24 protein-coding genes and 1 riboswitch are annotated in these 25,852 nt (G+C 43.6%); of the genes, 19 read left to right on the top strand and 5 right to left on the bottom strand.

The window, feature by feature from the left end; genetic code table 11:
• Positions 1-275: 275 nt before the first annotated feature.
• Positions 276-1,370, top strand: a complete 1,095-nt coding sequence (locus OC193_RS16370; protein ID WP_048659069.1) for an autoinducer 2-binding periplasmic protein LuxP — start codon at positions 276-278, stop codon at positions 1,368-1,370.
• Complete coding sequence (gene luxQ / locus OC193_RS16375) at positions 1,370-3,940, top strand: quorum-sensing autoinducer 2 sensor kinase/phosphatase LuxQ (protein WP_048663327.1); 2,571 nt, start codon at positions 1,370-1,372, stop codon at positions 3,938-3,940. Before OC193_RS16370 ends, luxQ begins: the two co-directional genes overlap by 1 nt.
• Before the next feature lie 48 nt (positions 3,941-3,988).
• Here the strand turns inward: luxQ and OC193_RS16380 are convergent, their stop codons facing one another.
• Positions 3,989-4,648: a PilZ domain-containing protein gene (locus tag OC193_RS16380; protein WP_048663328.1), complete on the bottom strand. Its 660-nt coding sequence runs from the start codon at positions 4,646-4,648 to the stop codon at positions 3,989-3,991.
• A 195-nt stretch (positions 4,649-4,843) separates the two neighbouring features.
• On the opposite strand from OC193_RS16380, the gene OC193_RS16385 reads away from it, so the two are divergent.
• A complete protein-coding gene (locus OC193_RS16385) occupies positions 4,844-5,194 on the top strand; it encodes a HopJ type III effector protein (RefSeq protein ID WP_048663329.1) in 351 nt (116 codons plus the stop codon).
• 118 nt (positions 5,195-5,312) lie between these two features.
• Here the strand turns inward: OC193_RS16385 and OC193_RS16390 are convergent, their stop codons facing one another.
• Entirely contained in the window at positions 5,313-5,621 is a 309-nt protein-coding gene (locus OC193_RS16390; RefSeq protein ID WP_080967369.1) for a DUF1289 domain-containing protein, read from the bottom strand.
• A 158-nt stretch (positions 5,622-5,779) separates the two neighbouring features.
• Between OC193_RS16390 and yegD the strand changes: the two genes are divergently transcribed.
• The 4 genes from yegD (at position 5,780) to OC193_RS16410 (ending at position 10,439) form a co-directional block, all read left to right on the top strand.
• Positions 5,780-7,132 carry a molecular chaperone gene (gene yegD / locus OC193_RS16395; RefSeq protein ID WP_048663330.1) on the top strand — a complete coding sequence of 451 codons (1,353 nt, stop codon included), beginning with the start codon at positions 5,780-5,782 and terminating at the stop codon, positions 7,130-7,132.
• Positions 7,133-7,624: 492 nt separating this feature from the next.
• Entirely contained in the window at positions 7,625-8,662 is a 1,038-nt protein-coding gene (locus OC193_RS16400) for a porin (protein ID WP_048659075.1), read from the top strand.
• 361 nt (positions 8,663-9,023) lie between these two features.
• Complete coding sequence (locus OC193_RS16405) at positions 9,024-9,656, top strand: fumarylacetoacetate hydrolase family protein (RefSeq protein WP_048663331.1); 633 nt, start codon at positions 9,024-9,026, stop codon at positions 9,654-9,656.
• A gap of 150 nt (positions 9,657-9,806) precedes the next feature.
• On the top strand, positions 9,807-10,439 hold the full coding sequence (locus tag OC193_RS16410; RefSeq protein WP_048659077.1) for a LysE family translocator: 633 nt from the start codon (positions 9,807-9,809) through the stop codon (positions 10,437-10,439).
• A gap of 107 nt (positions 10,440-10,546) precedes the next feature.
• Here OC193_RS16410 and OC193_RS16415 read toward each other — a convergent pair whose 3' ends face one another.
• Positions 10,547-12,253: a phospho-sugar mutase gene (locus OC193_RS16415; protein WP_048659078.1), complete on the bottom strand. Its 1,707-nt coding sequence runs from the start codon at positions 12,251-12,253 to the stop codon at positions 10,547-10,549.
• Between the two features lie 485 nt (positions 12,254-12,738).
• Between OC193_RS16415 and coxB the strand changes: the two genes are divergently transcribed.
• From coxB to OC193_RS16435, 4 genes are read left to right on the top strand one after another with little or no spacing between them, the layout of a single operon-like run.
• Positions 12,739-13,956, top strand: a complete 1,218-nt coding sequence (gene coxB, locus OC193_RS16420) for a cytochrome c oxidase subunit II (protein WP_048663332.1) — start codon at positions 12,739-12,741, stop codon at positions 13,954-13,956.
• On the top strand, positions 13,953-15,614 hold the full coding sequence (gene ctaD / locus OC193_RS16425; protein WP_048659081.1) for a cytochrome c oxidase subunit I: 1,662 nt from the start codon (positions 13,953-13,955) through the stop codon (positions 15,612-15,614). The genes coxB and ctaD overlap by 4 nt, the downstream gene beginning before the upstream one ends.
• Positions 15,615-15,625: 11 nt before the next feature.
• Positions 15,626-16,234, top strand: a complete 609-nt coding sequence (locus tag OC193_RS16430) for a cytochrome c oxidase assembly protein (RefSeq protein ID WP_048659082.1) — start codon at positions 15,626-15,628, stop codon at positions 16,232-16,234.
• Between the two features lie 29 nt (positions 16,235-16,263).
• Complete coding sequence (locus OC193_RS16435) at positions 16,264-17,148, top strand: cytochrome c oxidase subunit 3 (RefSeq protein WP_048659083.1); 885 nt, start codon at positions 16,264-16,266, stop codon at positions 17,146-17,148.
• A gap of 72 nt (positions 17,149-17,220) precedes the next feature.
• Here the strand turns inward: OC193_RS16435 and OC193_RS16440 are convergent, their stop codons facing one another.
• Entirely contained in the window at positions 17,221-17,451 is a 231-nt protein-coding gene (locus tag OC193_RS16440; RefSeq protein ID WP_048659084.1) for a DUF2909 family protein, read from the bottom strand.
• On the opposite strand from OC193_RS16440, the gene OC193_RS16445 reads away from it, so the two are divergent.
• From OC193_RS16445 to cyoE, 4 genes are all read left to right on the top strand, one after another.
• Positions 17,345-18,262 (top strand): SURF1 family protein, encoded by a 918-nt coding sequence (locus OC193_RS16445; RefSeq protein WP_080967370.1) that lies wholly within the window; start codon positions 17,345-17,347, stop codon positions 18,260-18,262. The genes OC193_RS16440 and OC193_RS16445 overlap by 107 nt on opposite strands.
• A 55-nt stretch (positions 18,263-18,317) precedes the next feature.
• Complete coding sequence (locus OC193_RS16450) at positions 18,318-18,926, top strand: hypothetical protein (protein WP_048663333.1); 609 nt, start codon at positions 18,318-18,320, stop codon at positions 18,924-18,926.
• 88 nt (positions 18,927-19,014) lie between these two features.
• Positions 19,015-20,070 (top strand): COX15/CtaA family protein, encoded by a 1,056-nt coding sequence (locus OC193_RS16455; protein WP_048663334.1) that lies wholly within the window; start codon positions 19,015-19,017, stop codon positions 20,068-20,070.
• Entirely contained in the window at positions 20,060-20,998 is a 939-nt protein-coding gene (cyoE, locus tag OC193_RS16460; RefSeq protein WP_048663336.1) for a heme o synthase, read from the top strand. Before OC193_RS16455 ends, cyoE begins: the two co-directional genes overlap by 11 nt.
• A 114-nt stretch (positions 20,999-21,112) precedes the next feature.
• Here the strand turns inward: cyoE and gbpA are convergent, their stop codons facing one another.
• The gene (gbpA, locus tag OC193_RS16465; RefSeq protein WP_048663337.1) at positions 21,113-22,579 is read right to left on the bottom strand and encodes an N-acetylglucosamine-binding protein GbpA; all 1,467 of its coding nucleotides are present in this window, start codon (positions 22,577-22,579) and stop codon (positions 21,113-21,115) included.
• Positions 22,580-22,651: 72 nt separating this feature from the next.
• Positions 22,652-22,741: riboswitch (cyclic di-GMP riboswitch) on the bottom strand.
• Between the two features lie 322 nt (positions 22,742-23,063).
• Here gbpA and OC193_RS16470 point away from each other — a divergent pair.
• The 4 genes from OC193_RS16470 to aroG all read left to right on the top strand — a co-directional run bounded on the left by OC193_RS16470 (position 23,064) and on the right by aroG (position 25,782).
• Positions 23,064-23,417 carry a hypothetical protein gene (locus OC193_RS16470; protein ID WP_048659090.1) on the top strand — a complete coding sequence of 118 codons (354 nt, stop codon included), beginning with the start codon at positions 23,064-23,066 and terminating at the stop codon, positions 23,415-23,417.
• Positions 23,418-23,516: 99 nt separating this feature from the next.
• The gene (locus tag OC193_RS16475; RefSeq protein ID WP_048663339.1) at positions 23,517-24,188 is read left to right on the top strand and encodes a DUF3313 domain-containing protein; all 672 of its coding nucleotides are present in this window, start codon (positions 23,517-23,519) and stop codon (positions 24,186-24,188) included.
• A 12-nt stretch (positions 24,189-24,200) separates the two neighbouring features.
• Positions 24,201-24,416, top strand: a complete 216-nt coding sequence (locus OC193_RS16480; protein ID WP_048663340.1) for a DUF3820 family protein — start codon at positions 24,201-24,203, stop codon at positions 24,414-24,416.
• Between the two features lie 313 nt (positions 24,417-24,729).
• A complete protein-coding gene (gene aroG, locus OC193_RS16485) occupies positions 24,730-25,782 on the top strand; it encodes a 3-deoxy-7-phosphoheptulonate synthase AroG (protein WP_048663341.1) in 1,053 nt (350 codons plus the stop codon).
• Positions 25,783-25,852 lie beyond the last annotated feature (70 nt).

A 25,852-nucleotide genomic window follows, 5' to 3' on the forward strand; every position in this document is an offset into this window, starting at 1 on the left:
TTAATAATGTAAAAGCCTACAATAATTATATTTAAATGCATGAATTTAAAGGTTAATTGTTCTTGCTGTTAATGGTCTGAAATCATGATTCAACTCGTTGCTCTTAATCTCTATTCAAAATTAACATATTGCTCATTTAGAATGTCGTTCTAATTAGTGTTAGACGCTATCATTTATCATCGTTGTCCTACATAATATCCATTAGCCATACAAAGAGATGGTGTCATGCTAGGTTAAAAAATGAGCCAAAGTAGCTCATATAAAACGAGAAAAATATGAAACGTTTACTTATGTTGTTTGGACTTGCCGTATTTTCTGCGTCCGCTCTCTCCCACGGTACTCATGTCCTCAATGGATATTGGGAATACCAAGATTATCTTTCCAATTTTCCAGAACAAAAAGCATTGACCGATAAAATGGTCGAGGCTGTACAAAATCACCCTGTGCCACTGAGAAGAATTCAAGACGAGCCAATTACGATTTCTGTGGTGTATCCGGGTCAACAGATCTCGGATTACTGGGTTCGTAATATTCAAGCTTTTGAGAAGCGTCTCGATAGGCTGAAGATTCGCTACCAAATAAATCAAGTATTTACCCGTATTAATGCTGATCTCGCACAGCAGAGCATTTCATTGCAAGAAGCGATTGAAAACAAAACGGACTATTTGATTTTCACGCTAGATACAACGCGCCACCGCAAGTTTATTGAGCACGTGTTGACCTCCACAGATACTAAGTTGATTCTGCAAAATATTACGACGCCAGTGCGAGCTTGGGCGGATAGACAGCCATTTATGTATGTGGGCTTTGACCATGCGACAGGCAGCTTAAAACTGGCGGACTATTTTAAACAAGTAAGCCCACCAGACAGTAAGTATTCTGTTTTGTATTACTCACAAGGCTATATCAGTGATGCGCGTGGAGATACTTTTATCCATGAAGTGAATACTGATACTAACTTTACCCTTAAGTCTTCGTTTTACACCAAATCAAACAAAGACAGTGGCTACCAAGCGGCTAAAATCAGCATAGAGAACGATAAGGATCTAGACTTTATCTATGCATGCTCAACGGATGTTGCCCTAGGTGCAGCGGAAGCTATTCGCGAATCTGGTCGAGACATCTTAGTGAATGGTTGGGGAGGTGGCTCTGCTGAACTTGAAGCCATTGCGAGGGGCGACCTAGATGTAACTATCATGCGTATGAACGACGATACGGGTATTGCGATGGCAGAGGCGATCAAATGGGATCTAGTCGGTTTGGAAGTGCCTACCGTTTACTCTGGTGAATTTGAAATTGTGACCAAGGAAGATTCCCCAGAACGTATTTCAGAACTTAAACAGCGAGCATTTAGGTACTCAGGTCAATAATGAAGAAAAGCTACGCCAGTACACCTAGGAACACTTTAGCTAGACTCATTACGCGTATCGTTATTTTAGTGATAGGCGTGATGGCACTTGGCGTGCTTATTCATAATTATGAAACCAGCAGTAACATCGTAAAGCAAGAGACGAATCGAACGGTTCAGCAAACCTCAAGCCTGATCCAAAACATGTTTGATTATCGTTTGTCGGTGCTGCAAATCCACCAAGACAGTAGTTCACACAGTGACACTCTCAGAGAGTATTTTGATACGAGCGATGAAGAGGTGCTGAGCTACTTTTTCTTTGGTGTTGACCAACGTGAACCTGATCATGCGCCAGATTTACGCTTTGTGGCTACCCATGATGGTTTGGCTTGGGAAGATGGTAACAGTCAATTTTATGGTTTAGATGAGTCTAGCTTAAAGCATATTTCTGATGAGGTTTCGTTCAGCAGTAATTGGCATTTTATTAAACTGAGGACAAATATAGGTAAGCGTCACTTGTTGGCTCGCCGTACCCCTATTGTTGATAACGCTACCGGGGAAGTCCTTGGTCAGCTCTATATCGCCATTGTGCTTGATAACAACTTCTCTTTGGCTGAGTCAATCCAACAGGGCAGTAATAGCGAAAATATCGTGATTGAAGCGCACGGAACACCTGTTACATCGACATTCAGTGGTGATGAAAGCTATACCATTACAGACATACTCAATTATCACATATACGAACAGTTGCCTCGTCATTTTGTCACCATCGCAACCATTAAGATCAATGCTGTTGAAACTCCTTTAATCATTCGAGCTGTTCAAAAAAATAATAATTTCATTGCGTTAGAAGAGAATTATCAGCGTGCGATCATCGTGGTGATTGTGGTGATTATATTGATGTCATTCTTTGCGCGAACTTGGATTCAAAGAAGGGTTGCCGCTGAGTTAGATAAGCTGATGGATTTCACTCGTTCAGCAAGTGATGGTGAAGAGTACAACAAGTTCGATGGTTCTAATATTTTCGAATTTCATCATATTGGTTGTACCCTTGAAGACACCTTTGAGCGCTTATCAGAACAGAATCAAAAGTTTCAAGACCTCTTTAACTTTGCTCATTCTCCTATCTTGGTTTGGTCTGATAAAGGTGACTTGATTCAGATGAACCCCGCGGCTCGTATGGCGCTATTTGACGCCGATGATAACTATGGCCCAATCGCTCAAGAGTTTGAGCATCGTATGTTGCCTAACATTCAAATGGTGGTTCAAGGTTCTAAGCTAACGGGTATTAATGTCCCCATTGGTGAAAAGGTGTTTCGCTGGAATATGTCTGCTATTCGCGTAGAACACGGCATCACAGGTGTGGTAGTGCAAGGACAAGATATTACTAAGCTTATCGAGGCTGAACGACAAGCCGATCGAGCAAGAGAAGAAGCAGAGCACCTTGCCAATGTACGTGCAGACTTTTTAGCTAAGATGAGTCATGAAATTCGCACGCCACTTAATGGTATTCTCGGTGTGTCGCAGTTGTTGAAACGCTCTATGCACAGTGAAGACAACCGCGATCAGGTGGATGTACTGTGTAATAGTGCGGAACATTTACTAGCGGTACTTAACGATATCTTGGATTTTTCAAAGATTGAGCAAGGGCAGTTCAATATTCAAAAGAAAAACTTCCGTTTGGGGGAGTTGGTCAATACGTTGGACAGCATTTATCGTCCGCTTTGTGAAGATAAATCATTAGCGTTTACGATTGTGAATCACATAGTTGATGACATCGAAATAAATACCGACCAAGTGCGTCTTAACCAGATCATGTTTAACCTGCTGAGTAACGCCCTTAAGTTCACTCACCAAGGTGGTATTTCCGTGAGCTTTGAACTCGAAAGTATCTTTAATTCAGACCATGCTAGTTTGGTCGTTCGAGTGAAAGATACAGGTATTGGTATCGATGAAAGTAAAATTGATGCTGTGTTCGAACCTTTTGTTCAAGCTGAAGAGACTACGACTCGTGAGTATGGTGGAACAGGGTTGGGCTTAACGATTGTAAAAAACCTTGTCGATATGCTGGAGGGGGACATCCAAGTCCGAAGCGTTATAGAACAAGGTTCGGAGTTCATTATAGAAATTCCTGTGGAAGTGCGCTCTAAGTCGCTCTTGAGCATTAAGCAACAAGTGAATATCGAGCCAGAGGCGTTGTTTAGCCGGTCTTTGAAGGTGCTGCTGGTGGAAGATAATCACACTAACGCCTTTATTGCTCAAGCTTTCTGCAAAAAATATGGAATGGTAGTTACTTGGGCAAAAGACGGTTTAGAAGCGATAGAAATGGCTAAGGCGACAGCCTATGACCTTATCTTGATGGATAACCAACTTCCCAATCTAGGTGGTGTTGAAACTACACAGCAATTAAGAGGCGAAATTGGTGTCACAGCTCCAATTTATGCGTGTACCGCTGATGCTCAAGATTCAACCAGAGACAACTTTATGGCTGCAGGAGCGAATTACGTGATTGTAAAGCCTATTAAAGAAGAGTCGTTACACCAAGCATTTGTTCATTTTAAAAACTTACACTGGGATGTAACGAAATACTAATTTGACTCTTTGAAAGCGCTATAGATCAAGTATTGTGAATAAAATCATTTATACAAAGCCGGCAACAAAGGCCTGCTCTAACAGCAGCGTTTTTAACTCGTCACTCATATCTAGGTGTTCAGGAAACTGAATGCCTAACAGCCAGCCTTGGCCTTGTCGTTTCTTGCTCACCACTTTGTAGACCAGTTCACTATCTAAGTATTCACTTAAGACAGAGTTTACTTGTATCTTCCAACCTACATCGATATCTGATTGTTGCGTGATATAAATGCCGCAACCTGAAACTGAAAAATCGACCAAAGTGGCATCCAATGACAAAGTATCAAAGGTGACTTCACAGCTAAGGCGTACCTTGTATCTTTCGTGTTCTCGGATAGGCTTGCTTGCAAAGCTCGAAGGAGGACGCAGGAAAATAAGGTGCGCGGGCGAGGTGATATGAGCCAGTACATTGGTTTTAAAGGCGACAATATGCCCCAGTTCAGTATCTGTGATAGCACGAACAATAATATCGACATTGATGAGTTTTCTGAGCGTCAGTGCTTCGGTCGCTTTTTGTGAAAGCTCTAGGATAAGGTACTGATCTTGTTTGTGTCCGATATAGAGCGTACTGATCTGGATTGAATCGTCTGGGCCAAATTCCAATACACCTGCTGTTTTTGTACCTGGTTTTAGGTATCTGAACAGTTCTAAGTTTTTATCTTTATGCATATTCGTTACTGAACAATGTTAACCATCTGATAAAATAATATAACGTCCTGATAAAACTATGTCATTAGTTTCATTAAGGTAATTGGCCGCGTACAACAAAAAAGTTGACTGGCTATCCTAAGTAAACAACGGCTTACTCTTGTCAAAAAAAAAGATACACTGCTGTACGTTACTTACTTGATGGAGAAATAGTAAATGGAACTGGAAACCTTATTAAGCACGTTAGCTGAAACCCCGGAAAGCGTGCAATTTGAAGATACGATGCAAGTGATAGAAGCACGCTATGACTTTTCAGAGTGTGAATTTCGCAACGGTGATGTTGTGAATGCAGCCGGTCAGAATAACGGTTCGTGTAAGATTTTTGCTTTTGGTTTAGAGCAAGGCCTATCAGCAGAGCAAACATTGGCTTGTTTTGGTCAATTTTATCGTAACGACGTGTTAGGTTTTCCAGAGAATACCGACCATCAAAATATTCGCAACTTCATGGTTTATGGCTGGAATGGTATCCAGTTTTCTCAGCCTGCGCTTCTTGAAAAAGCGAAGTAGACACTAACCAGGTAACGATTAGGTCGAAATTTAATCTCAGTATTTTGAAGCGAGAAAGCAATCTCTCGCTTTTTTGTATATGTTGAACCTGCTCGTAACTTGCTGAATAGGTTATAAACTACTGAACAGGCAGGGCAGACAAGCACTTACGGCACATACAAACTCCAGCCTTTGGAATACCGCTTGTATCGCGCCTCTCTAATTCAAAACACCAACACGTGTCTTTACCAGCGCTGATATCGCATTGAGCGGGTTCATTACATTGGGGACATTGGTGAGTTGAACTCGCGCCACTGACGTTATCCATAACAGAATCCCTTTCGCTTTCAGATAAGCCTTTCCAACCTATAATTTCATCCATTGTGCGAAAGCAGCCGCTACACATTCCGCCATTATTTTTACAAGCCGCTCGGCAAGGTGTTTTCATTTATCTAACCTGTGATTCATTTGGGCTGAAATGTAGCATATTTGTTTGGCTATTAAGAGTCAGAAAAATAAAAATGACCAAGCGAAAGAAGTAAATGACCTCGTAATTTCAAGGCTTTTCATGTAGCATCTCGCCCCTTTTGTTGCGTGGGGGATATTATGTTTATTGGATTTGATTATGGAACAGCGAACTGTTCTGTCGCGGCGATGGTTAATGGAGAACCTAGCCTGTTACCACTAGAAGGTGACAACCACTATATTCCCTCAACTGTGTTTGCTCCTACTCGCGAGAGTGTTTCTGAGCATCTATTTCGCCATTTAAACATCAAGCCAAGTGATGCGGTTGGTGAGCAAGTGTTACGACGTGCGATTGCATTGAACCGAGAAGAGAGTATCGACCTAGTACCGGAAGATATGGCATTTGGTCAGGCTGCGTTGGATCTCTATTTAGAAGAACCTCGTGACGTTTATTATGTTAAGTCCCCTAAGTCTTTCCTTGGTGCGAGTGGACTGCATGATGTTCAGGTGAGCTTTTTCGAAGATTTAGTGTGCGCCATGATGGCAAATATTAAACACCAAGCTGAGCTTACGACTCAAGAGCAGATCAAACAAGCCGTCATCGGCCGACCAATTAACTTTCATGGTCGGGGTGGAGAAGAGGCGAACAGACAAGCTGAAGATATACTGTCTCGCGCAGCTAAGCGTGCCGGTTTCTTTGATATCGCTTTTCAATTTGAGCCAGTAGCTGCAGGTCTTGATTACGAAAGCACCTTAACTGAAAACCAAACGGTATTGGTTGTGGATATTGGCGGTGGTACCACCGATTGTTCATTGTTAGAAATGGGACCAACTTGGTCTGGTAAAGCGGATCGTACCCAGAGTTTGCTCGCACACAGTGGACAAAGGGTAGGGGGCAATGACCTCGATATCTATCTTGCGTTCAAACAACTGATGTCACCTTTTGGTATGGGCAGCAAAGGCATTTCGGGTATCGATATGCCACTGACTCAATTCTGGAATCCAATTGCGATTAATAATGTTGAAGCTCAAAATAATTTCTATTCAAGAGAAAACCTAGCAGCATTGAAATTACTTCGTAAAGAAGCGTCAGAGCCTCAAAAGCTAGAACGTTTGATGAAGGTTTATCATGATACTTTAGGTTACGGCATTGTGCGCAGAGCGGAAGAAGCTAAGATCGCGCTGGCAGAATCCTCTCAATATCGTGCTGCGATTAATGTTGCCTCTGAATTGGTCGAGGTGGACATCTCAATCGAACAGATGGTTGAAGCGATTGAAACACCAAAGTCTAAGATGATTGAGTTGGTTAAAGAAGCGATTCAACAAGGCCAGAAAAAGCCAGACGTAATCTACATGACGGGTGGTTCAGCTCGTTCACCGATACTTCGTGAAGCTGTACAACAAGCTGTGCCGAACGTACCGATTGTGAGTGGTAATTACTTCGGTTCAGTAACTGCAGGTTTAGCTCGTTGGGCTGAGGTTTGCTTCAAATAAGAGTCCAATGATGAGTTATGAAGGGCAACCAGTCGCTGATTGGTTGCCCTTTTTTTGTTTTTTCTCTAATGAACTTTCTATTGAGTGATTTTTCCTAGCTCAAATTGGGATTTGTTTCACAAAGCTAAATATTTCAGTTGAGTTCTGAATGTTACGAAATATTTCAAAGCTAGAGTTTTACCTCTAAATGGTCTGATGAGTCATTTTGGAATTAGATTTTTAATGCTTTTTTAGTGATTATAAAATCAAAAACAATCATAGTATTTATCTAAAAGAATAAAAAGAATTCCCAGTGCATTTTCTGTTAAAGTTTTGTTTTAAAATGGTTTTTTGTTTTTTATGATGCGATTTTTTTTATTTTATATATTTTAATGCAACTTTCTTGTCATTCGTATATTAGGGTTTGGCTACTTGTTAAATGCAGGTAACAACTTCTCCGTAAGCACGAGGTTGTTAGTGAATAACTCACCCAGTTACATAATGGATATGACAATGAATAAGAAACTTTTAGCGCTAGCAATTTCTGGTGCAGTATTTGGTACACAGGCAGTTGCAGTAGAACTTTACAACGAAGACGGCACAACATTTTCAGTTGGTGGCCACGTTTCAGTTGCAGTTGGTGACGTAAACAGCGATGACCGTCAAAACAGCGATGACATCGGTGTAGAGTCTGTTTCTCCACGTATCAACTTCGGTGCAACTCACGAGCTTGGCAACGGCTTTACTGCTGACGCTAAAGGTGAATGGGCGCTAAACATGCTTGACGGTGGTGAAGAGTCATTCACAACTCGTCTTGGCTACGTTGGTCTTTCTCACGACGATTACGGTCGTGCAGCAGTAGGTACTCAATGGGCACCTTACTACAACGTTGCTGGCGTAGCAGATATGCCAATCGCATTCGCGAATGACTTCATCTACGAAGATCACGGTAACCTAGGTACTGGTCGTGGTGAAGAGATGGTGAGTTACGGCAACGCTATCGATTTCGGTAACGCGGGTTCTCTAAGCGCAGCTGTTGCATGGCAAGGTCGTAAGATTGATGATGTAACTACATACGGTAACCGTGGTCAAGTTGCATTGAACTACGCAATTGCTGGTTTCACTGCAAACTACGCGTACAACACAGGTGACGTAGACTACGTACTTGCTGGTTCACAAACTGCTGATTCACACGTAGTAAGTGCGACTTACGGTTCATACGGCGCTGAAGGTCTTTACCTTGCTGGTGTTTACGCAATGAACAACTACATGAACTCTGGTAACGGCCAAATTCTTGAAGAGTCAGTTGCAGTTGAATTACTAGCTTCTTACGCACTATCTAACAGCCTTAACCTAAGCGTTAACTACGAAGCTGTAGAAGACGACAAGATGAGCGAAACTGTGTACAGCACGACTGCTCTACAAGCTGAATACAACTTCACATCTCAGTTCGTAGGCTTCGCTGGTTACCAGTTTGACCTACAAGGTTCTGGCGTGTACAAAGAAAAAGCTGACGACCAATGGCTACTTGGTGCTCGTTACTACCTATAAGTCGAAGACTTATTTAGCATAGTGTTTACTCCTTAAGTTTACCTTTTAGGATACTGTCCTAGACACCATGCTAAGCCCTCTCAAGCCTTTTGGTTTGAGAGGGCTTCTTTCGTTCTATACGCACCTGTTTTAGCTTTTCCTTCATGTTCCCCTGCTATTCATTTTGTCTACGTAGCTATGATCTACGAAGCTATGGCTCTTGTCATCAGTTCTTATATGCTGCGATCTTCGGATAAAAGTATTTAAATCATTTAATTGAGCTAAAGATCAGAATTTAGATATTGGTAGCCATCTTGTCGAAGACTCTCATTTTATGATGCGTTAAACTCTGCACTCCAAAAAAATAGTTCAGGGATAAACTATGAGCAGTGTTGTCGATCAGGAACAGTTGATGAATTCGAAACGAACAGCAACCCCAACTAAGGTGCTGTGTGTTGGGCGTAACTATGTCGATCACATCGAAGAACTCAATAACGCAATCCCAGACTCAATGGTGGTTTTCCATAAACCGAGCACAAGTGTTACGTCATCTCTGTCTTCTTTTCATCAAGAAGCGCTGCACTACGAAGCAGAAATCTGTTTTATTGTTGAAAATAGCCAGTACTCCGCTGTGGGTTTAGGACTAGATCTCACCAAACGTGAATTACAAAGTAGCTTAAAAGCGAAAGGCCTACCTTGGGAGCGCGCCAAGGCGTTTGATGGTTCCGCTGTCTTGAGCCGTTTTGTACCCATTGATAACTTAGATCTCTCTGACTTAAATCTAGAGCTATTTATTAACTGTGTTCGCGTTCAAAAAGGGCATGTAGAGCAGATGCTTTACTCTCCACAAACTATTCTCGAAGAGTTATCTTCTTACACGACTTTGCTCGATGGTGATGTTGTAATGACAGGCACACCTAAAGGTGTTGGTGAGGTCCATCGAGGTGATATCTTCCTTGGCCGTCTAAAGTGTGGTGAAACGACATTGATTGAGATTGAGTGGGTAGCGAGTTAATTAATACTCTATTTTTAGTTAATAAATTGGTTTAAATGGTTAGAGTTAGTTTTTAATTCGTACAATTTGCCACCTTACAACTAATTGCATCTGGAAGGGTGTTGGTAATTGATATAAAATCCGCCTCCGTTTTTATCAATACTGAAACCCATGATCGACTTAGCCATCTTACCTGTTTACCTGACAGCCGTTGTTGCACTTCTTCTTTTACCTGGCCCTGATATGTTACTCATCGCGAGCTCAAGTATGAGTTATGGCCGCAAAGTCGGTGTGTTTGCAAGCCTAGGCAACGCGACTTCTGGAATCATTCTGACAGTGTTAGCAGCGATGGGTGTATCAGCGTTGATCGCAATGAGCCCAGTTGCTCTCAAAGCCCTTCATCTTTTAGGCGGAACCTACTTATTGAAAATGGGGTGGGATTGCCTTCGAACAGAGCAGGGTAACGCTCCTGAGTTAGGCGATAACTTTGCAGCAAAAGCCTATTACCAAAGAGCGCTAATCAGTAACCTGCTTAACCCTAAAGCGTTGGTTTTCTTTGTGATGTTCTTACCACAGTTTGTGTCGACGAATATTGAAGCGACTTCTGGTGAGCAGATGCTCGTTCTGGGTTTATTGTTGAATGTTCTCGGCTTAACGTTCAACTTTTTGTTGGTGGCTTTAGTGGGTACGATTGGTAAGTCTCTCGTAGAGAATGCTAAGTTTCGTACCTATCAACAGAAAGTCATGGGCGGAGTCTTCATCGTGTTGGCTATCTGGATGTTGTCCTCTTTCTTTACTTCGTAGACGAGTCAAACCAGACATCTTCTAGCGGTTAGCCGCTGAGACAAAAATGGACGCTTCGAGCGTCCATTTTTTATTTATAACCGTTACATGGTGAACACGCTAAATCGCTATGAGTTTAACTCTTTTTGGTGCTGTTCAATCAGTTTTTCCATGTACTGTTCGCCGCGAAAGCGAGTGTCTTCGTATGTTTCTGTCCCTTCGAACTTTGTTACCGTCTCATAATAAACCTTAACTTTTGGTTCTGTGCCTGAAGGTCGGACGATAATGCGTGTGCCATCTTCTAGGTGATAGATGAGAACATCACTTGAAGGCAGGTTAATCGCTTCAGTATTGCCACCAATGACGAAGCGTAAAGAAGACTGAAGATCTTCAATCACAGAGATAGCAACACCGTTTATTGCTTTAGGTTGTGCTGCTCTGAGTTTAGAACCAATCGATGGTGAATCTGGGTCAAGAGCAAGGCTTCGCTGCGCGTTGGTATGAACACCATGTTCAAATGAAATTTGAGCGAGAAGATCCCAAACCGTTCGACCTTGAGATTTCAACTCTTCAACCAATTGAGCAAACACGACGATAGCAGACAGCCCATCTTTGTCTCGTACCTGAGTGCCAATTGTGTAGCCTAACGCTTCTTCATAGGCGAACAAGAACTCGTTCTGATCATCTTCTAATTGCATGCCAATATTCGCCAACCATTTAAAGCCTGTCAGCGTTTGGAAATAAGTCGCACCATGGGATTTAGCCACTTTCTCTAGCAGGGTGGATGAGACGATGCTATTACCAACTAATTGGTTTTTGGTGTGCGGCTTTGACAACAAGTAGTGCGCGAACAACACCCCCACTTGGTCACCCGTGAGCATTTTATAGGAAGTATCTTCAGTTCTGACTGCAACGGCGAATCGGTCTGCATCTGGGTCATTGGCACAAGCAATGTCGGCATCGACACTTTTTGCTAAGTTAACCACCAGATCCATCGCGCCTTTTTCTTCCGGATTCGGGAAGTTCACGGTCGGGAAGTTACCATCGGGCTCTCTTTGCTCGGCGACGCTGAACACCTTATGGAAACCAGAATCATGAAGAAGATCCTCAGCCATTTGCGCGCCCACACCATGCATTGCAGTGTAGGTGATGGTGGTGTTCGCCGATTCAATATCTTTACTCACGTATGGGCTCTGATTGATCGCAGCTCGGTAGGTCTGATAATAACCTTCAGTTAACCATACCAACTTACCTTGTGTTTCAGCATCATTAAGGCTCATCAAAGGGATAGGCTTGGTTGATGCGATATCTATTTCAGCGGCAATGCCAGCATCATGCGGAGGAATGATTTGCGCGCCATTCTCCCAGTATACTTTGAAGCCATTGTATTCTGGCGGGTTATGGCTGGCCGTCACCACAACAGCCGCTGCGGCGTTGAAATGCTCAATACCAAAAGCAACGATAGGGGTTGCAGCGACATTCGAGGTTAAGTAAACCTTAATGCCTAAAGCCGTGAGTACGGAGGCAGTATCAACAGCGAACTGCTTTGAATCTAAACGGCCGTCATAGCCCACAACCACACCACGAATCTTGGCATTTGCAACGTGCTCTATTAAATAGTGACCAAGCCCTGTCGCGGTTTCTTGTATCACTAAGCGATTCATTCTATTTGGACCACATCCAACTTTGCCTCGAAGACCTGCTGTTCCGAACTCTAATCGTTGAGTAAAGCGGTCTTCAAGTTCGTCATGCATTCCTTCATCGATGAGGTGTTGAAGCTCTTCACGAGTTCTTGGGTCTGGGTCTCTCGCTAACCAATTCATTGCATCTTGCATAATCACTAAACCTTTTAATGTCTGTATGACTTACTGTTGATCTAACTTAAGTGATATTGATTATCATTTCCATGAAAGCAATCGTAAAACTCGATATAAAATAAATTCCAACGTCAAGAGGGCATGTAGCTTAGTCACTTCAAATAATTGACTGTTTAGTAAGTAAACTTACCTTGAACTATTGGATATCACTAACTAGCCTTTTACATAAATATAACAAAATTTAACAAATTCGCCGTTTTTGAATCTTTCATGGAAACCTCCAACGTTTCTGAGCCGTATTGGCTCATGGGCAGATATGAGGTTGATAGTGCCTTAAAGCTGTCTCCATGTGAGTTGTAGATTGAGATTCAGCCTTTTCATGTGTAGTCGGGATAACAATGAATGTTGCCTGGCTCTTAATGACATGTAGTTCGTAATGAAACATAGCTCGTAACGACATTTAGGTCGCAAGTATCCAATTAGGAAGGATAAGGAGAGATCTTTTGAAAAGATTATTGGTTAGGCTAGTGTGGCTTTTGAAGAGTTTTGTTTTGATTTTAGTGTCGCCTTTAGTGCATGCAAGTAGTGAATACAACATGACAAGAGGTGTGACTGAGATCAGCAGTGAGGTTTATGAACTTCATATGCTTATCTTCTACATCTGCTGCGCAATTGCCTTCGTTGTTTTTGGGGTGATGTTCTATTCGATTTTGAGGCACCGAAAGTCGAAGGGAGCGGTGGCGGCTCACTTTCACGAAAGCACCAAAGTTGAAATCCTCTGGACCATCATTCCAATTATTATTCTTATTGCTATGGCGATACCCGCGACCAAAACCTTGATTGCTATGGAAGACACCTCTCAATCAGATCTGACCGTTAAAATCACTGGATCACAATGGAAATGGCATTACAGCTATTTTGGTGAAGACGTCGAATTTTTCAGCCTTCTAGCGACCAGTGACAAAGAAATCGAAGGCATTGAAGTGAAAGGGGCTCATTACCTGCTAGAGGTTGATAAGCCATTAGTTCTTCCTATTGATAGAAAAGTTCGCTTCTTGATGACCTCTGACGATGTGATTCACTCGTGGTGGGTTCCTGCCTTTGCCGTTAAGAAAGACACTATCCCGGGGTTCATTAACGAAGCGTGGACAAAAATAGATGAACCCGGTGTGTATCGTGGCCAGTGTGCTGAACTGTGTGGCCGAGCACATGGCTTTATGCCGATAGTGGTGCATGCCATGGAAGAAGACGAGTTTGATGCATGGCTGGCGGAACAGAAAGAATTGGCGATAGCCGCACAACAGGCGGCTCAAGATGCATTAGACGCGTCACTTTCTTTGGAAGAGCTGAACACCATCGGTGAAGAGGTTTACAAAACTCGATGCGCGGTCTGCCACCAAGCGAACGGTGAGGGTATTCCTGGTGCATTCCCAGCTATTAAAGGTAGCCCAGTTGCTCTAGGAGATGTCGATGTGCATATCGACACCATTGTTTATGGTCGTGGAGGCTCGGCAATGCAAGCCTTCGATAACCAGTTAACCGAGAAAGAGATCGCTGCGGTCGTCACTTATCAAAGAAATGCATGGGGTAATGATACGGGCGATATTGTTCAGGCTTCAGATATTAACGCTTACAAGGTTAAACAAGAAGGCGGAGCCCAAGCACCTGACGAACAGGGCTCAACGGATGAAGCACAAAGTGATGCTAAGGAGCAGCTATGAGTTCACCAATCAATAAGCCGGTGAAATCGGCGCCTGCAGAAGATCAGGCCTTGAGCCATTCTGTGGAAGGCACATTGGACAGCAATGACTTGTCTCTGGATGATCACGATTCTCACGCCGCTCCAAAAGGGTGGGCACGTTGGCTGTATTCAACCAATCATAAAGACATAGGCACATTATACCTGTGGTTCAGCTTTGCGATGTTCTTAACTGGCGGCGCGATGGCAATGGTGATCCGCGCTGAGCTATTTCAACCGGGCTTGCAGCTTGTTGAACCAGACTTCTTCAACCAAATGACCACAGTGCACGGCTTGATCATGGTGTTTGGTGCGGTAATGCCTGCATTCACGGGACTCGCTAACTGGATGATCCCTATGATGATCGGGGCGCCAGATATGGCGTTGCCTAGAATGAACAACCTCAGTTTCTGGATTCTGCCTTTTGCCTTCTTAATCTTAATTGGCTCTCTGTTTACAGAGGGAGGTGGCCCGAGTTTTGGTTGGACATTCTACGCGCCGCTGTCAACGACTTACGGCCCTGATAGCACGGCGCTGTTTGTCTTCTCTGTTCATATTATGGGGATCAGTTCGATCATGGGGGCGATCAACGTCATTGTGACCATCGTGAACATGCGAGCACCGGGTATGACTTGGTTTAAACTACCGATGTTCGTATGGACTTGGTTAATTACTGCTTTCTTACTGATAGCTGTGATGCCTGTTCTCGCCGGAGCCGTGACCATGGTGCTAACTGATAAGTACTTTGGGACAAGCTTCTTTGATGCGGCTGGTGGTGGTGACCCCGTTATGTTCCAACACATATTTTGGTTCTTTGGGCATCCCGAAGTGTACATCATGATCTTACCGTCGTTTGGTATTGTCTCTGCCATCATCCCAGCCTTTAGTGGTAAGCGTTTGTTTGGTTATCATTCAATGGTGTATGCGACCTGTAGTATCGCGATCTTGTCTTTCTTAGTGTGGGCACATCATATGTTCACTACGGGGATGCCGGTTTTTGCTGAACTGTTCTTCATGTATTGCACCATGTTGATTGCGGTTCCGACGGGAGTGAAAGTCTTTAACTGGGTAGCAACCATGTGGCGAGGCGCGTTGACCTTCGAAACACCAATGCTTTTCACCATCGCCTTTATTGTTCTATTCACGATAGGCGGCTTGTCAGGATTGATGCTCGCTATTGTTCCTGCTGATTTCCAATACCATGACACCTATTTTGTAGTGGCTCACTTCCACTATGTTCTGGTTACCGGTGCGGTGTTCTCGATAATGGCCGCAGCCTATTATTGGTTACCTAAGTGGACCGGGCATATGTACGATCACAAACTCAGTCTGTGGCATTTCTGGACTTCAGTAGTCTCAGTGAATGTCCTTTTCTTCCCGATGCATTTCTTAGGCTTGGCGGGGATGCCACGTCGTATTCCAGACTACGCTATTCAGTTCGCTGACGTTAACCAAGTAGTGTCGATTGGTGGCTTTGCTTTTGGTTTGTCTCAATTGATTTTCTTATGGTTAGTCATCAAGTGCGTAAAAGGCGGTGAGCCTGCATCAAGCAAGCCTTGGGATAGAGCTGAAGGACTTGAGTGGACAGTACCAAGCCCAGCACCTCATCACACCTTTACTCATCCACCTAAAATCGATTAGAGGGATGCACAATGAATGATAAGCAAAGTGAGATAGATAAAAAACAACCTAAGCGATCTACCAAGAAGCTGACGGGCTACTTGGTATTGAGTGTAGTGGCGATGTTTGGCTTCGGTTTCGCTTTGGTTCCGCTTTACGATGTGATGTGTGAGGCGTTGGGAATCAACGGTAAAACTAATACTGTTTCTGCTGTTCAACCTCAGGGGATGCAACCGGACTACTCTCGTACGATCCGAGTGGAATTCATGTCTCATATTAAGCCTGATATGCCATGGACGTTTTCGCCTGAAGTGCGTGTGCTAGAGGTTCACCCTGGTGAGGTGGTTCAAACTAACTACATTGCCAAAAACCTATCTGGAGCCTCATTGGTTGGCCAAGCCGTACCATCGGTGTCTCCAGGTATGGGGGCAACTTACTTCAATAAAATGGAATGCTTTTGCTTTAATCAGCAGCCACTGGACGGGTTCAAGAGCGCTGATATGGGTTTGATATTTTATATAGAGCCAGACATTCCAGACTCGATACACACGCTGACGCTCTCTTATACGCTGTTTAATATCACGAGTGAGGTGGTCGGGGAATCAAGCAGTCCCGAGCCTAATGTAATCGCGAGTAACTAGGAACCAGAATCAACAAAAGGAGTTGAGCGATGAGTTCTAAAAAGGAAGTTTATTTCGTTCCACATCAAAGCCACTGGCCATTAGTCGGTGCCGTTGCGCTGTTTCTTGTTGCTGTTGGAGCAGGGTTAACCGTGCAAAACATGGGGACTGATGCTGCTGGTGGCGTGTTCGGCAAAGCGGTGTTGTTAGTCGGATTTGCTGTTCTTCTGTATATGCTTGCGGGTTGGTTTAGCAACGTAATTACGGAATCATTGAGTGGTGTTTATTCCGAGCAGATATCTCGCTCCTTTAGGCAAGGCATGAGCTGGTTCATCTTTTCTGAAATCATGTTCTTCGGCGCTTTCTTTGGTGCGCTTTTCTATGCTCGTATGATTTCTGTTCCTTGGATTGGTGGTGCGGGCAACAATGAAATGACCCATGAAGTCTTGTGGCCGATGTTCCAGTCTATGTGGCCACTGACCACGACACCTGATGGCGTAACGACACAAGCTATGCCTTGGCAAGGTATCCCTCTAAAGAACACCATAATTCTGCTGCTTTCCTCTGTGACGCTGCATATGGCACATATCAGTCTTGAACAAAATAAGCGTATGGCTTTGATCGTCTGGTTGGAGATAACCATTGTTCTGGCCGGTTTCTTCCTGTTTTTCCAAGTCGAAGAGTACGTCCATGCCTATCAAGAGATGGGGCTGACCCTTCAATCAGGCATCTACGGCAACACTTTCTTCTTATTGACTGGTTTCCATGGTTTGCATGTCTGCTTAGGGACGATCTTTTTGATTGTATTACTGGCAAGGGTTGCGAAAGACCACTTTACGCCAAAAGACCACTTTGCTTTCCAAGCCGGCAGTTGGTATTGGCACTTTGTTGATGTGGTTTGGTTAGGGTTGTTTGTGTTCGTCTATGTCCTTTAATAATAACGGAGTTGCTTTAAGCCCTGCTTGGAAGAATAAATATGTTTGAAAACGTTGATCAACTTGAAAGCCTTAATAAGGCCTTGGATTTGGAGTAATGGTGCCTGAGGCTAGGGCAAGTAACAGCAATAGCACAACGATGGCAGACAGCACCACACGACGACCTAAGAAGTGACTCAGTCTTTTGCCATTTTGTTTGCCTGAGGCGATTTGGATTAGACCTTTCATCAAATTGAAAGCGATAAAAAATAGCAAAGCGACCAATACAATTTTAAATAACAACACAAAGGTAGATGACGCCATAGTGATAACTCCAAACCGATTGATTGATGATGAACACAAGTTCCGCAGTAAAGGTTTTTGGATAGCGGTTGTTTTAACTGTGGTTTCAGTCGGCGCTTTAATCAAGTTGGGTTTATGGCAACTAGAGCGAGGTAACGAGAAATTACGTTATGAGCAACAATTAATAGAGAGAGCGAAGCAATCGCCGCAATCTTTAGACATTGTTATCTCTGAATGGAAGGACTCGCGTACACAAGCGCAAGATTCATCTGAACAGCCGTCTTTCAATGGTTTAAAGGTTGATGTCGAACTGGAAACGCCAAGTGGTTTGGTCGTTTTGTTAGACAACCAGATAAACCAAGGAACGGTAGGGTATGTAATTTACATGTTGGGCGAGGCTCCAACACAATATGGAAGCAAACAACTGTTGATCGATCTTGGGTTCGTTGCAGCAAGTAATGACAGAAGGGAGTTACCACAAATAGGAAACGTCACACTACCAACCAAGATGTCTGGGCGGTTGTACACTCGGTCAATGAATCCGTTAAGTCAGGAGTTGGGTTTGGAAAATACGGCACCGAAAAGAATTCAAAACATCAACATAGAGGCGTTATCACAATACACAGGCCAAGAGGTGTTGCCGTTTATCTTTCAACCTCAGAGTTTAAATTCATGGCCTTATGAAATGTTATGGCGACCTACGGCGATGAAGTCTGAGAAGCACTTTGGTTACTCGTTTCAATGGTTTGTAATGGCTGCGGTACTTTTGTTTTTGATGTTGTTGATTGGGTTCCGATATTTGAAGAAAAATAGCCATATGAATCAGAAGTAGGCACTTGAAATTGAAATAGTGACTTTAAAGGCAGTGTCTGCCACAAGGAAGAAAGATGAATAAATCTCAAGTACAAATGAACAAGGAAAGTGCCGATGCCAATCTCGCTGCGTTTAAACAGCGTCGATCTCGTGGTCGTCTTGTATTAATCGGACTGATTCTGATCTTCGCCTTACCTGCCATTATCGCTAAAACCGTGTTGGACCAGAATTGGTACACCTCAGGTGTCACTAACTCGGGGGAATTGGTAGAACCAAGAACCACACTAGCGGATTTCGGTGTAACGGTACCCATGGCTGGAGAGGGGTGGTTAGTGGGTTATATCGCGCCGGTGGAGTGCGAAAGCTTGTGCGAACAACAACTCCATTATTTGAATCAAAGCTACTTGGCGTTAGGGAAAAACAAAGAGCGTGTGACCGCCGTTGTTTTTGTTTCAGAAGGTAACTCGTTATCGGGTTCGCTCGATAAGCCCGGTTTGTCTTTGTTAACTGGTGGCGATCAGTTAAGTCCCGAGTTTGCGCCGGCTTCCATTGTCATTATTGACCCACTAGGGCAGCTAGTTATGGAGTATAAAAGCGTTTCTGACCCGTCGCAGTTAGTGGGGCAATCCAAAGGCATGATTCATGATTTAAGAAAGCTACTCAAGCTGTCACGAGTTGGGTAGTTAATAAGCTTAACTTGATAAGTTTTAGCAGATGGCGTTAATGCTGAGTGTTGTTAACGAAAAGGGAATAAGTATAGGGAGATAGACGATGCAGAATAAAGTCCCTGAATTACTCATCCACATGATGAGATTAACTATCTTATTGACCCTTACCGTGATTGTTCTCGGAGCTTATACACGTTTGTCGGATGCTGGCCTTGGCTGTCCTGATTGGCCGGGTTGTTACGGAAAGATCACCGTGCCCTCAGATGCCCAAGCGGTGAATCAAGCCAACCTGCAATTTCCAGAGCGAGCTCTCGAAGCAGATAAAGCTTGGATAGAGATGATACATCGCTACTTTGCAGGGACATTAGGGCTGCTTATCTTTGTTGTAGTCGCTTGGTGTATTAAAAAGAATGTTACTTCGATTGGGCTTCCTTTGCTTATTTCCGCCACTGTCATTTTTCAGGCCTTGTTGGGTATGTGGACTGTGACTCTCAAATTGATGCCTGTTGTGGTGATGGCGCATTTGATGGGGGGCTTCACGCTGCTGTCACTGCTGTGCCTGCTCTACTGTCGTTTGTCTCAATTCCAAAGCTGTTTTGGTGAGGCTTCTTGTTCTCCAACACTTAAAGTTTGGGCGCTCTTTGGATTAGTCATTGTGGTCGGGCAGATACTGCTTGGTGGATGGACATCATCAAATTACGCCGCATTGGTGTGTACACAGCTACCCATTTGTGAGGGGAACTGGACAAGCTATCTAGACTTTAAGAACGCTTTCGACTTTGCTCAACACGGCCATGATAACTATGAGTTTGGTGTGTTGGAATATCCCGCAAGGCTTACCATACATGTCATGCATCGATTGGGGGCTATTGTGGCGACATTAACGGTGCTGATGGTTGTGTATCAGCTATGGAGGTCTGGCCAAGCGCCTCACCAACAGCTGAGCGTGATTGTCACGATAGTGTTGTTTACTCAAATCAGTCTTGGGATCAGCAATGTATGGTTTCACCTGCCAATCTCAGTCGCGGTTTTGCATAACCTAGTCGCAGCGATGTTGCTTCTCAGCATGGTTGTAACCAATTTTGTCGTGTGGCAACGCAAACCAAGTGAGAGCTTGGTGAAAAATAGTGCATTACAAGGAGGTAATCATGGTCAGTAGAACGTCAACACAGCATCAAGTGGTGGTTCAAGACGAAGCTTCAAACAATGAAATGGTTGGAAAAAACAAAGCTGTTTGGAAGGTCTATTTAACACTGACCAAGCCTAAAGTGGTGGCGTTAATGTTGCTGACCGCACTAGTCGGGATGTGCTTAGCGGTGCCCAATGGACTACCTGTGCAGCAAGCTCTGTTCGGGATGATTGGGATAGGGCTAATGGCGGGTTCAGCGGCCGCATTTAATCATTTGATCGACAAAAAGATCGATGGACAGATGTCTCGAACTAATCGACGTCCTTTACCATCGGGTGAGCTCAGTAGTGTACGAGTGTTTAGTTTTGCTGCGGGCATTGGCTTGCTTGGTTTTGTGACTTTAGTCGTGTTGGTTAACCCACTTACGGCATGGTTAACCTTTGCAAGTTTGTTGGGTTACGCAGTGATTTACACCATGTATCTGAAGCGAGCGACGCCACAAAATATTGTGATTGCAGGGATTGCAGGCGCAATGCCTCCGCTGTTGGGTTGGACGGCAGTTACTAATGAGCTGCATTCAAGTGCATGGTTGCTGGTAATGATCATCTTTATCTGGACGCCTCCTCACTTTTGGGCACTTGCGATTCATCGTCGTGACGAGTACGCCAAGGTAGATATTCCGATGCTGCCTGTGACTCACGGGATAGCCTATACCAAGACGTCAATTCTGCTGTATACCTTGTTGCTTAGCATTGTATGCGTATTGCCCGTGTTGGTTGGTATGAGTAGCTGGGTATACTTGAGCGCTTCATTGGTGCTCAACGGCGGGTTTGTTTATCACGCTTGGGTACTTAAATATCGTGACGAGCCTAATATGGCAATGAAGACCTTCAAGTTCTCTATTTATCATCTCATGATCTTGTTTGTAGCCCTTTTGGCCGACCATTATCTACTCTGATAACTGACGTACTTGTGTTATTGAACAAGAAAACGGATGCCTTAAGCATCCGTTTTTGTTTATTTAGCTAATTGCTAAAGCTTATTTACTCGAAAGTATGTCACTCGTTAGCAATTAGTCCACTTTGTTCCAAGCATCTTGCCAGTGTGAACCTACACCTGGTTCGTACTGAGTTGCTGTTGGAGCCCATTGAACACAGTAGCCAGAGTATGGGAACTCTTTACACTGATAAACGCCACCATCGCTACTTAGTACTTTAGTACCGGCAGTGTAAGACTCAATGCTTTCTGGGAACACGAAGTCGTAGTCGCCTGCTGGTGGAGGTGTTTGCTCATCCATCAGATGGAAATCAAGCGTGTTCTGATCCACTAAGTTACCTTGGTCATCTTTCGTCACAACCACAAGCATGTGGTGGCCAGCTTCTGATTTAGACAAAGTCAGTTGAACATCTTCCACTTGTCCGTCTGCTAATTCAGATTTTTGAGAGGCAAGCGCTTCACGATGATGATTGTACACAGTCAATTCAGCTTGAATATCGCCTGTTGCCGCTAGAGTAAGGTCAAGCTGTGTTGGCTGGTTTTCATCGATAATGTACTCAGACTCTAAGCCAGTCACTTCTAGCTCATGGTCTGGTTCTGGAGTATCAATCTTGTAACCGATCTCGACGCTGTTAAAGCCTGAACCTGCCTTTAAGTAAATAGGGTTCGAACCGTATACAGGAGCGAAATCGCCTTGGCCGTTTAATTGACCTGCTTTGATTTGCGCCTGCTCTTGGTTGATCTTAGAGGCAAGAGCGTAAGACCAGTTGTTTGCTTTGCCTTGCTCGTTGCTTTCAATCACTAGCTCTGTGCTATAGGAAGCGTTCTCACCAGATTGGTCGAATACACGAGTGTAGACAGCGTCACCAACGTTCAGATCTTGAGTTGGGTTGATCTGACCGCCTTGATCCCAATCCGGAATAATAGGGCCGTCGCCATCAAATTTCACATCGATAACATTGTAGAAAGCTGCAGCAGTGTCACCCACGTCCCATACTGCAAGGATCACTTGATAACCTTCGCGTTCTGGAACATTACACAAGTGGCTTACTTGCATCGGTGGTTGTTCCATATTGCCTTCAACAACACAGAATGGTGTTAAATCAAAAGAGCTGCGTGCCAAAGGTTGGTTTGGATTCCAGTCAGGTTGCGTAATGTAGTATTTCCAATCGCGGGTTTTGTGGTTGGCTGTAAACGTCCACTCAAAATATTGAGAACCTGACTTGATAGGGCGTTTAACCCAGCGGTCTGCCTTTTGCTCGTCTAGTGCTGCTGCTAAAGAAGATTGCGCACTGGCGATTTTCCCATCAGCAGGGCCGACTTCAGGGAAACCTTCAGGGCCTTCCACACTTTGTGGTTCGTATTGGATACCACCACAGTCGGTGTTTTTCTGTTGTGTGTCACTCGCAGGGAACTTACATAGGGCAACACGGCTCTCAGCAACGCCATTATCGTATGCCGAAACATAACCGTGACCGAAGCTTGCACCGCTTACGCTAAGTAGCGACAGCGCGATGAGTGATTTTTTTGGGAGTTGTTTCATTATTTGTCCTTACTGTGTTTGGCCGACAAAAAAGAGAACACTCCGGCATGCATGTGCACTTAAATCCTATTAAGTGGCGGCCCCGCTATCATAGACAGAATATTTGTCGACAGACCGGTGGCTTTGCGTCCTATTCTTTCAAATAGTTTGCCAGAAGTGCGTTTAAGCAAACGGAATGTAGCCAACCAGTTTTATAAATGCGAATCAATAGATTGAAATGTGGAATGCTAATCTCGAACTTTTAATTCTTAATACAAATTAACTTGCTATATGTTTTGTTAGTTAACGTATAAATTATTGATATAAATAAAGAAAGTATTTGCTCTAATCGTTTTTGTGAATGTTTTGAGTCTTTGTGTTTCGTTCTATAGAACAATAGTGCTCATATCAAAACCAAACCTTTGGTTTCCACTAACCGAACTCTGACATGTCATGTATGAAAAAACGGACAATTGATTGGTATGAATTATATAAAGGAGTCGGTATGGAATTCACAGAACAAGACAGAGATGCGTTGTATCAAACGTGGATGTCACAAAAATCGCGAATGCGAATTACGCAGATGGAGTTTTCAAAAAAGCTAGGAATGAACCAGCTTGATTTCTCAAATGTACTGCGAGGGGAGACGCCATTGACCATGTCTTTCATTAGCCACTTTTGCCGTTTACTTCATTTAGAACCTAGAAATGTGTTCCCTTCACTTAAAGAAGGCAATGAATCTGGACCTAAAGTGGTGTATTTGAAAAGTAGAATGAGTGTTGATGGCGAGATTCAAAACGCTTATATCGAAGGAAATCAGGTGATTGTAGAGTATGCTCACACCGTGCAGCATGACTAATTTTAGAGCTAGCTCTGAGTTTTAACCCTTTTTTCTACAATCTTTTCACATAGGGTATGGCATACTTATCTGGATTATTCTATTTAATGTAAGTGCGCTATGAAACCTTTAAAACTTCTCTTGCTTGTTGCAACCAGCATTTTTTTGTTTGGTTGTGCAGGCGGTCCAATTAAAACAGCAACCAAGTTCACCAGCTATGAAGATTTTCAGCCAGGTCCTGACGGTGGTGTTGACTTAGTTTGGGCTAGAATCGGCCTGCGTGACGCACAACGTTTGAAATCTAAGTTAGACGACTATGATTCTGTGGTCATTGATCAGATCTTTGTGCTTGTAGAAGAAGGTTCGCTCGATCAAGAAGAGGTTCAAGAGCTTACTGATCATATGGTTTCACGCTTGGAAGAGAAAATATCGCCTCATAAAACAATTGTCGATGCACCCACGGGTAAGACGTTGCGCCTGAGTATCGCGTTGAGCAACGTTGAAACTCCAAACCCTATCTTAGCCGTGACGAGTAGCGTTCTGCCATTTGGTCTGGCGATGTCCACCATTTCTAAGGTGGCAACAGGCGAACACACCAACGTTGGGAGCGCCAGTGTTGAGTTATTAGTGAGTGATGCTCAAGAGGGGACGCCATTGTTCGCTGCAATCGATCGCGAAGCCGGGAACAAAGACTTTTCGACCATGATCGATTCTCTAGACGATGCCAAAGATGCGATCAACTATTGGGTTGAACGTTTAGGTGATACTCTACAGAGAACCGATGACGCATAGAAAGAGCCTGTAATGCTAGAAAAAGAGAACCTCATCAAACTTGCCAAAATGCAGATGCCTTTTGGCAAATACGCTGGTCGTACATTGATCGATTTACCTGAAGAATATTTACTGTGGTTCGATAAAAAGGGCTTTCCGTCTGGTGAACTGGGTGACCTATTAAAGCTGTGCCTTGCTCTGAAAATTGAAGGACTTGATAGTGTCGTCAAGCCATTGAAAAGAATGTAATTAAGTAAAAGCTCACGCTGATCTCGTGAGCTTTTTTGTTTTTAAGTTCTACACAATTTCATATGCATGGTGGAGCTTGAAGAATAGCTGCTCTTGCTTTCCTATAAATTACGCAACCGATAGTGTGTAAATAATGGTATACAGGGTGTTTTAAATATAAAACACAAAAAAAATTGCGTTTATTTTCAATTAGTGATTGAAACTGTGGTTTTTCCTAGTTAAGTTACAAGGAACAAGAAGATTAGTGCTGAAAGAAAGTGACGTGAGACAACGTACATTCAGCTCAAGGATAGAAAAAAGGAAGAAGTAAGCAATGTTCCAGACTGATGATGTAAGAATTAACAAAGTAAAAGAGTTATTACCACCTGTTGCTGTTTTAGAAAAGTTTCCAGCGACAGAAGTTGCTTCTTCTACAACCTTTGAAAGCCGTAAAGCGATTCATAATATTTTAGAAGAAACCGATGATCGCTTACTCGTTATTGTAGGTCCATGTTCTATTCATGATACTGAAGCTGCTCTTGAGTACGGCAAGCGTTTGAAAGTGTTACGCGACGAACTCGGTGACAAGCTTGAAATCGTAATGCGCGTTTACTTTGAAAAGCCACGCACAACGGTAGGTTGGAAAGGTCTAATCAACGACCCGTACATGAACGATACGTTCAAACTAAATGATGGCCTTCGTCTAGGACGCAAGCTACTGCTTGACCTAACTGACATGGGCATGCCGACAGCAAGTGAATTCTTAGATATGATCACACCTCAATACGTTGCTGACCTAATCAGCTGGGGTGCAATCGGCGCGCGTACTACTGAATCTCAAGTTCACCGTGAATTGGCTTCTGGTCTATCTTGCCCTGTTGGCTTTAAGAATGGCACAGATGGCAACATTAAGATCGCAACGGACGCAATCCGTTCTGCTAGCGCTTCTCACCACTTCTTGTCTGTAACTAAATACGGCCACTCAGCTATCGTTGAGACAGCAGGTAACCCTGATTGTCATATAATCCTACGCGGTGGTAAAGAGCCAAACTACAGTGCAGAACACGTTGGTAAGATTAAAGAAGAGCTAGCAGCTTCAGGTCTTCCACAAAAAGTGATGATCGATTTCAGCCACGCAAACAGCTCTAAGCAGTTCAAACGTCAAATGAACGTATCTGATGACGTAAGCACACAGATCTCTGGTGGTGATAAAGCTATCTTTGGTGTGATGATCGAATCTCACCTTGTTGAAGGTCGTCAAGACTTGGTTGATGGCAAAGCTGCAACTTACGGTCAATCTGTTACTGATGCATGTATTGGTTGGGAAGACACTGAGACAGTACTTCGTCAACTGGCAGATGCTGTTGAAGCTCGTCGCAACAAATAGATTAATTACAGCCAGCAACTAAGCTACTGAAAATTCAAAGCCCTTATTAGCAATCGCTAGTAAGGGCTTT

Source organism: Vibrio crassostreae (assembly GCF_024347415.1).
Classification (GTDB): domain Bacteria; phylum Pseudomonadota; class Gammaproteobacteria; order Enterobacterales; family Vibrionaceae; genus Vibrio; species Vibrio crassostreae.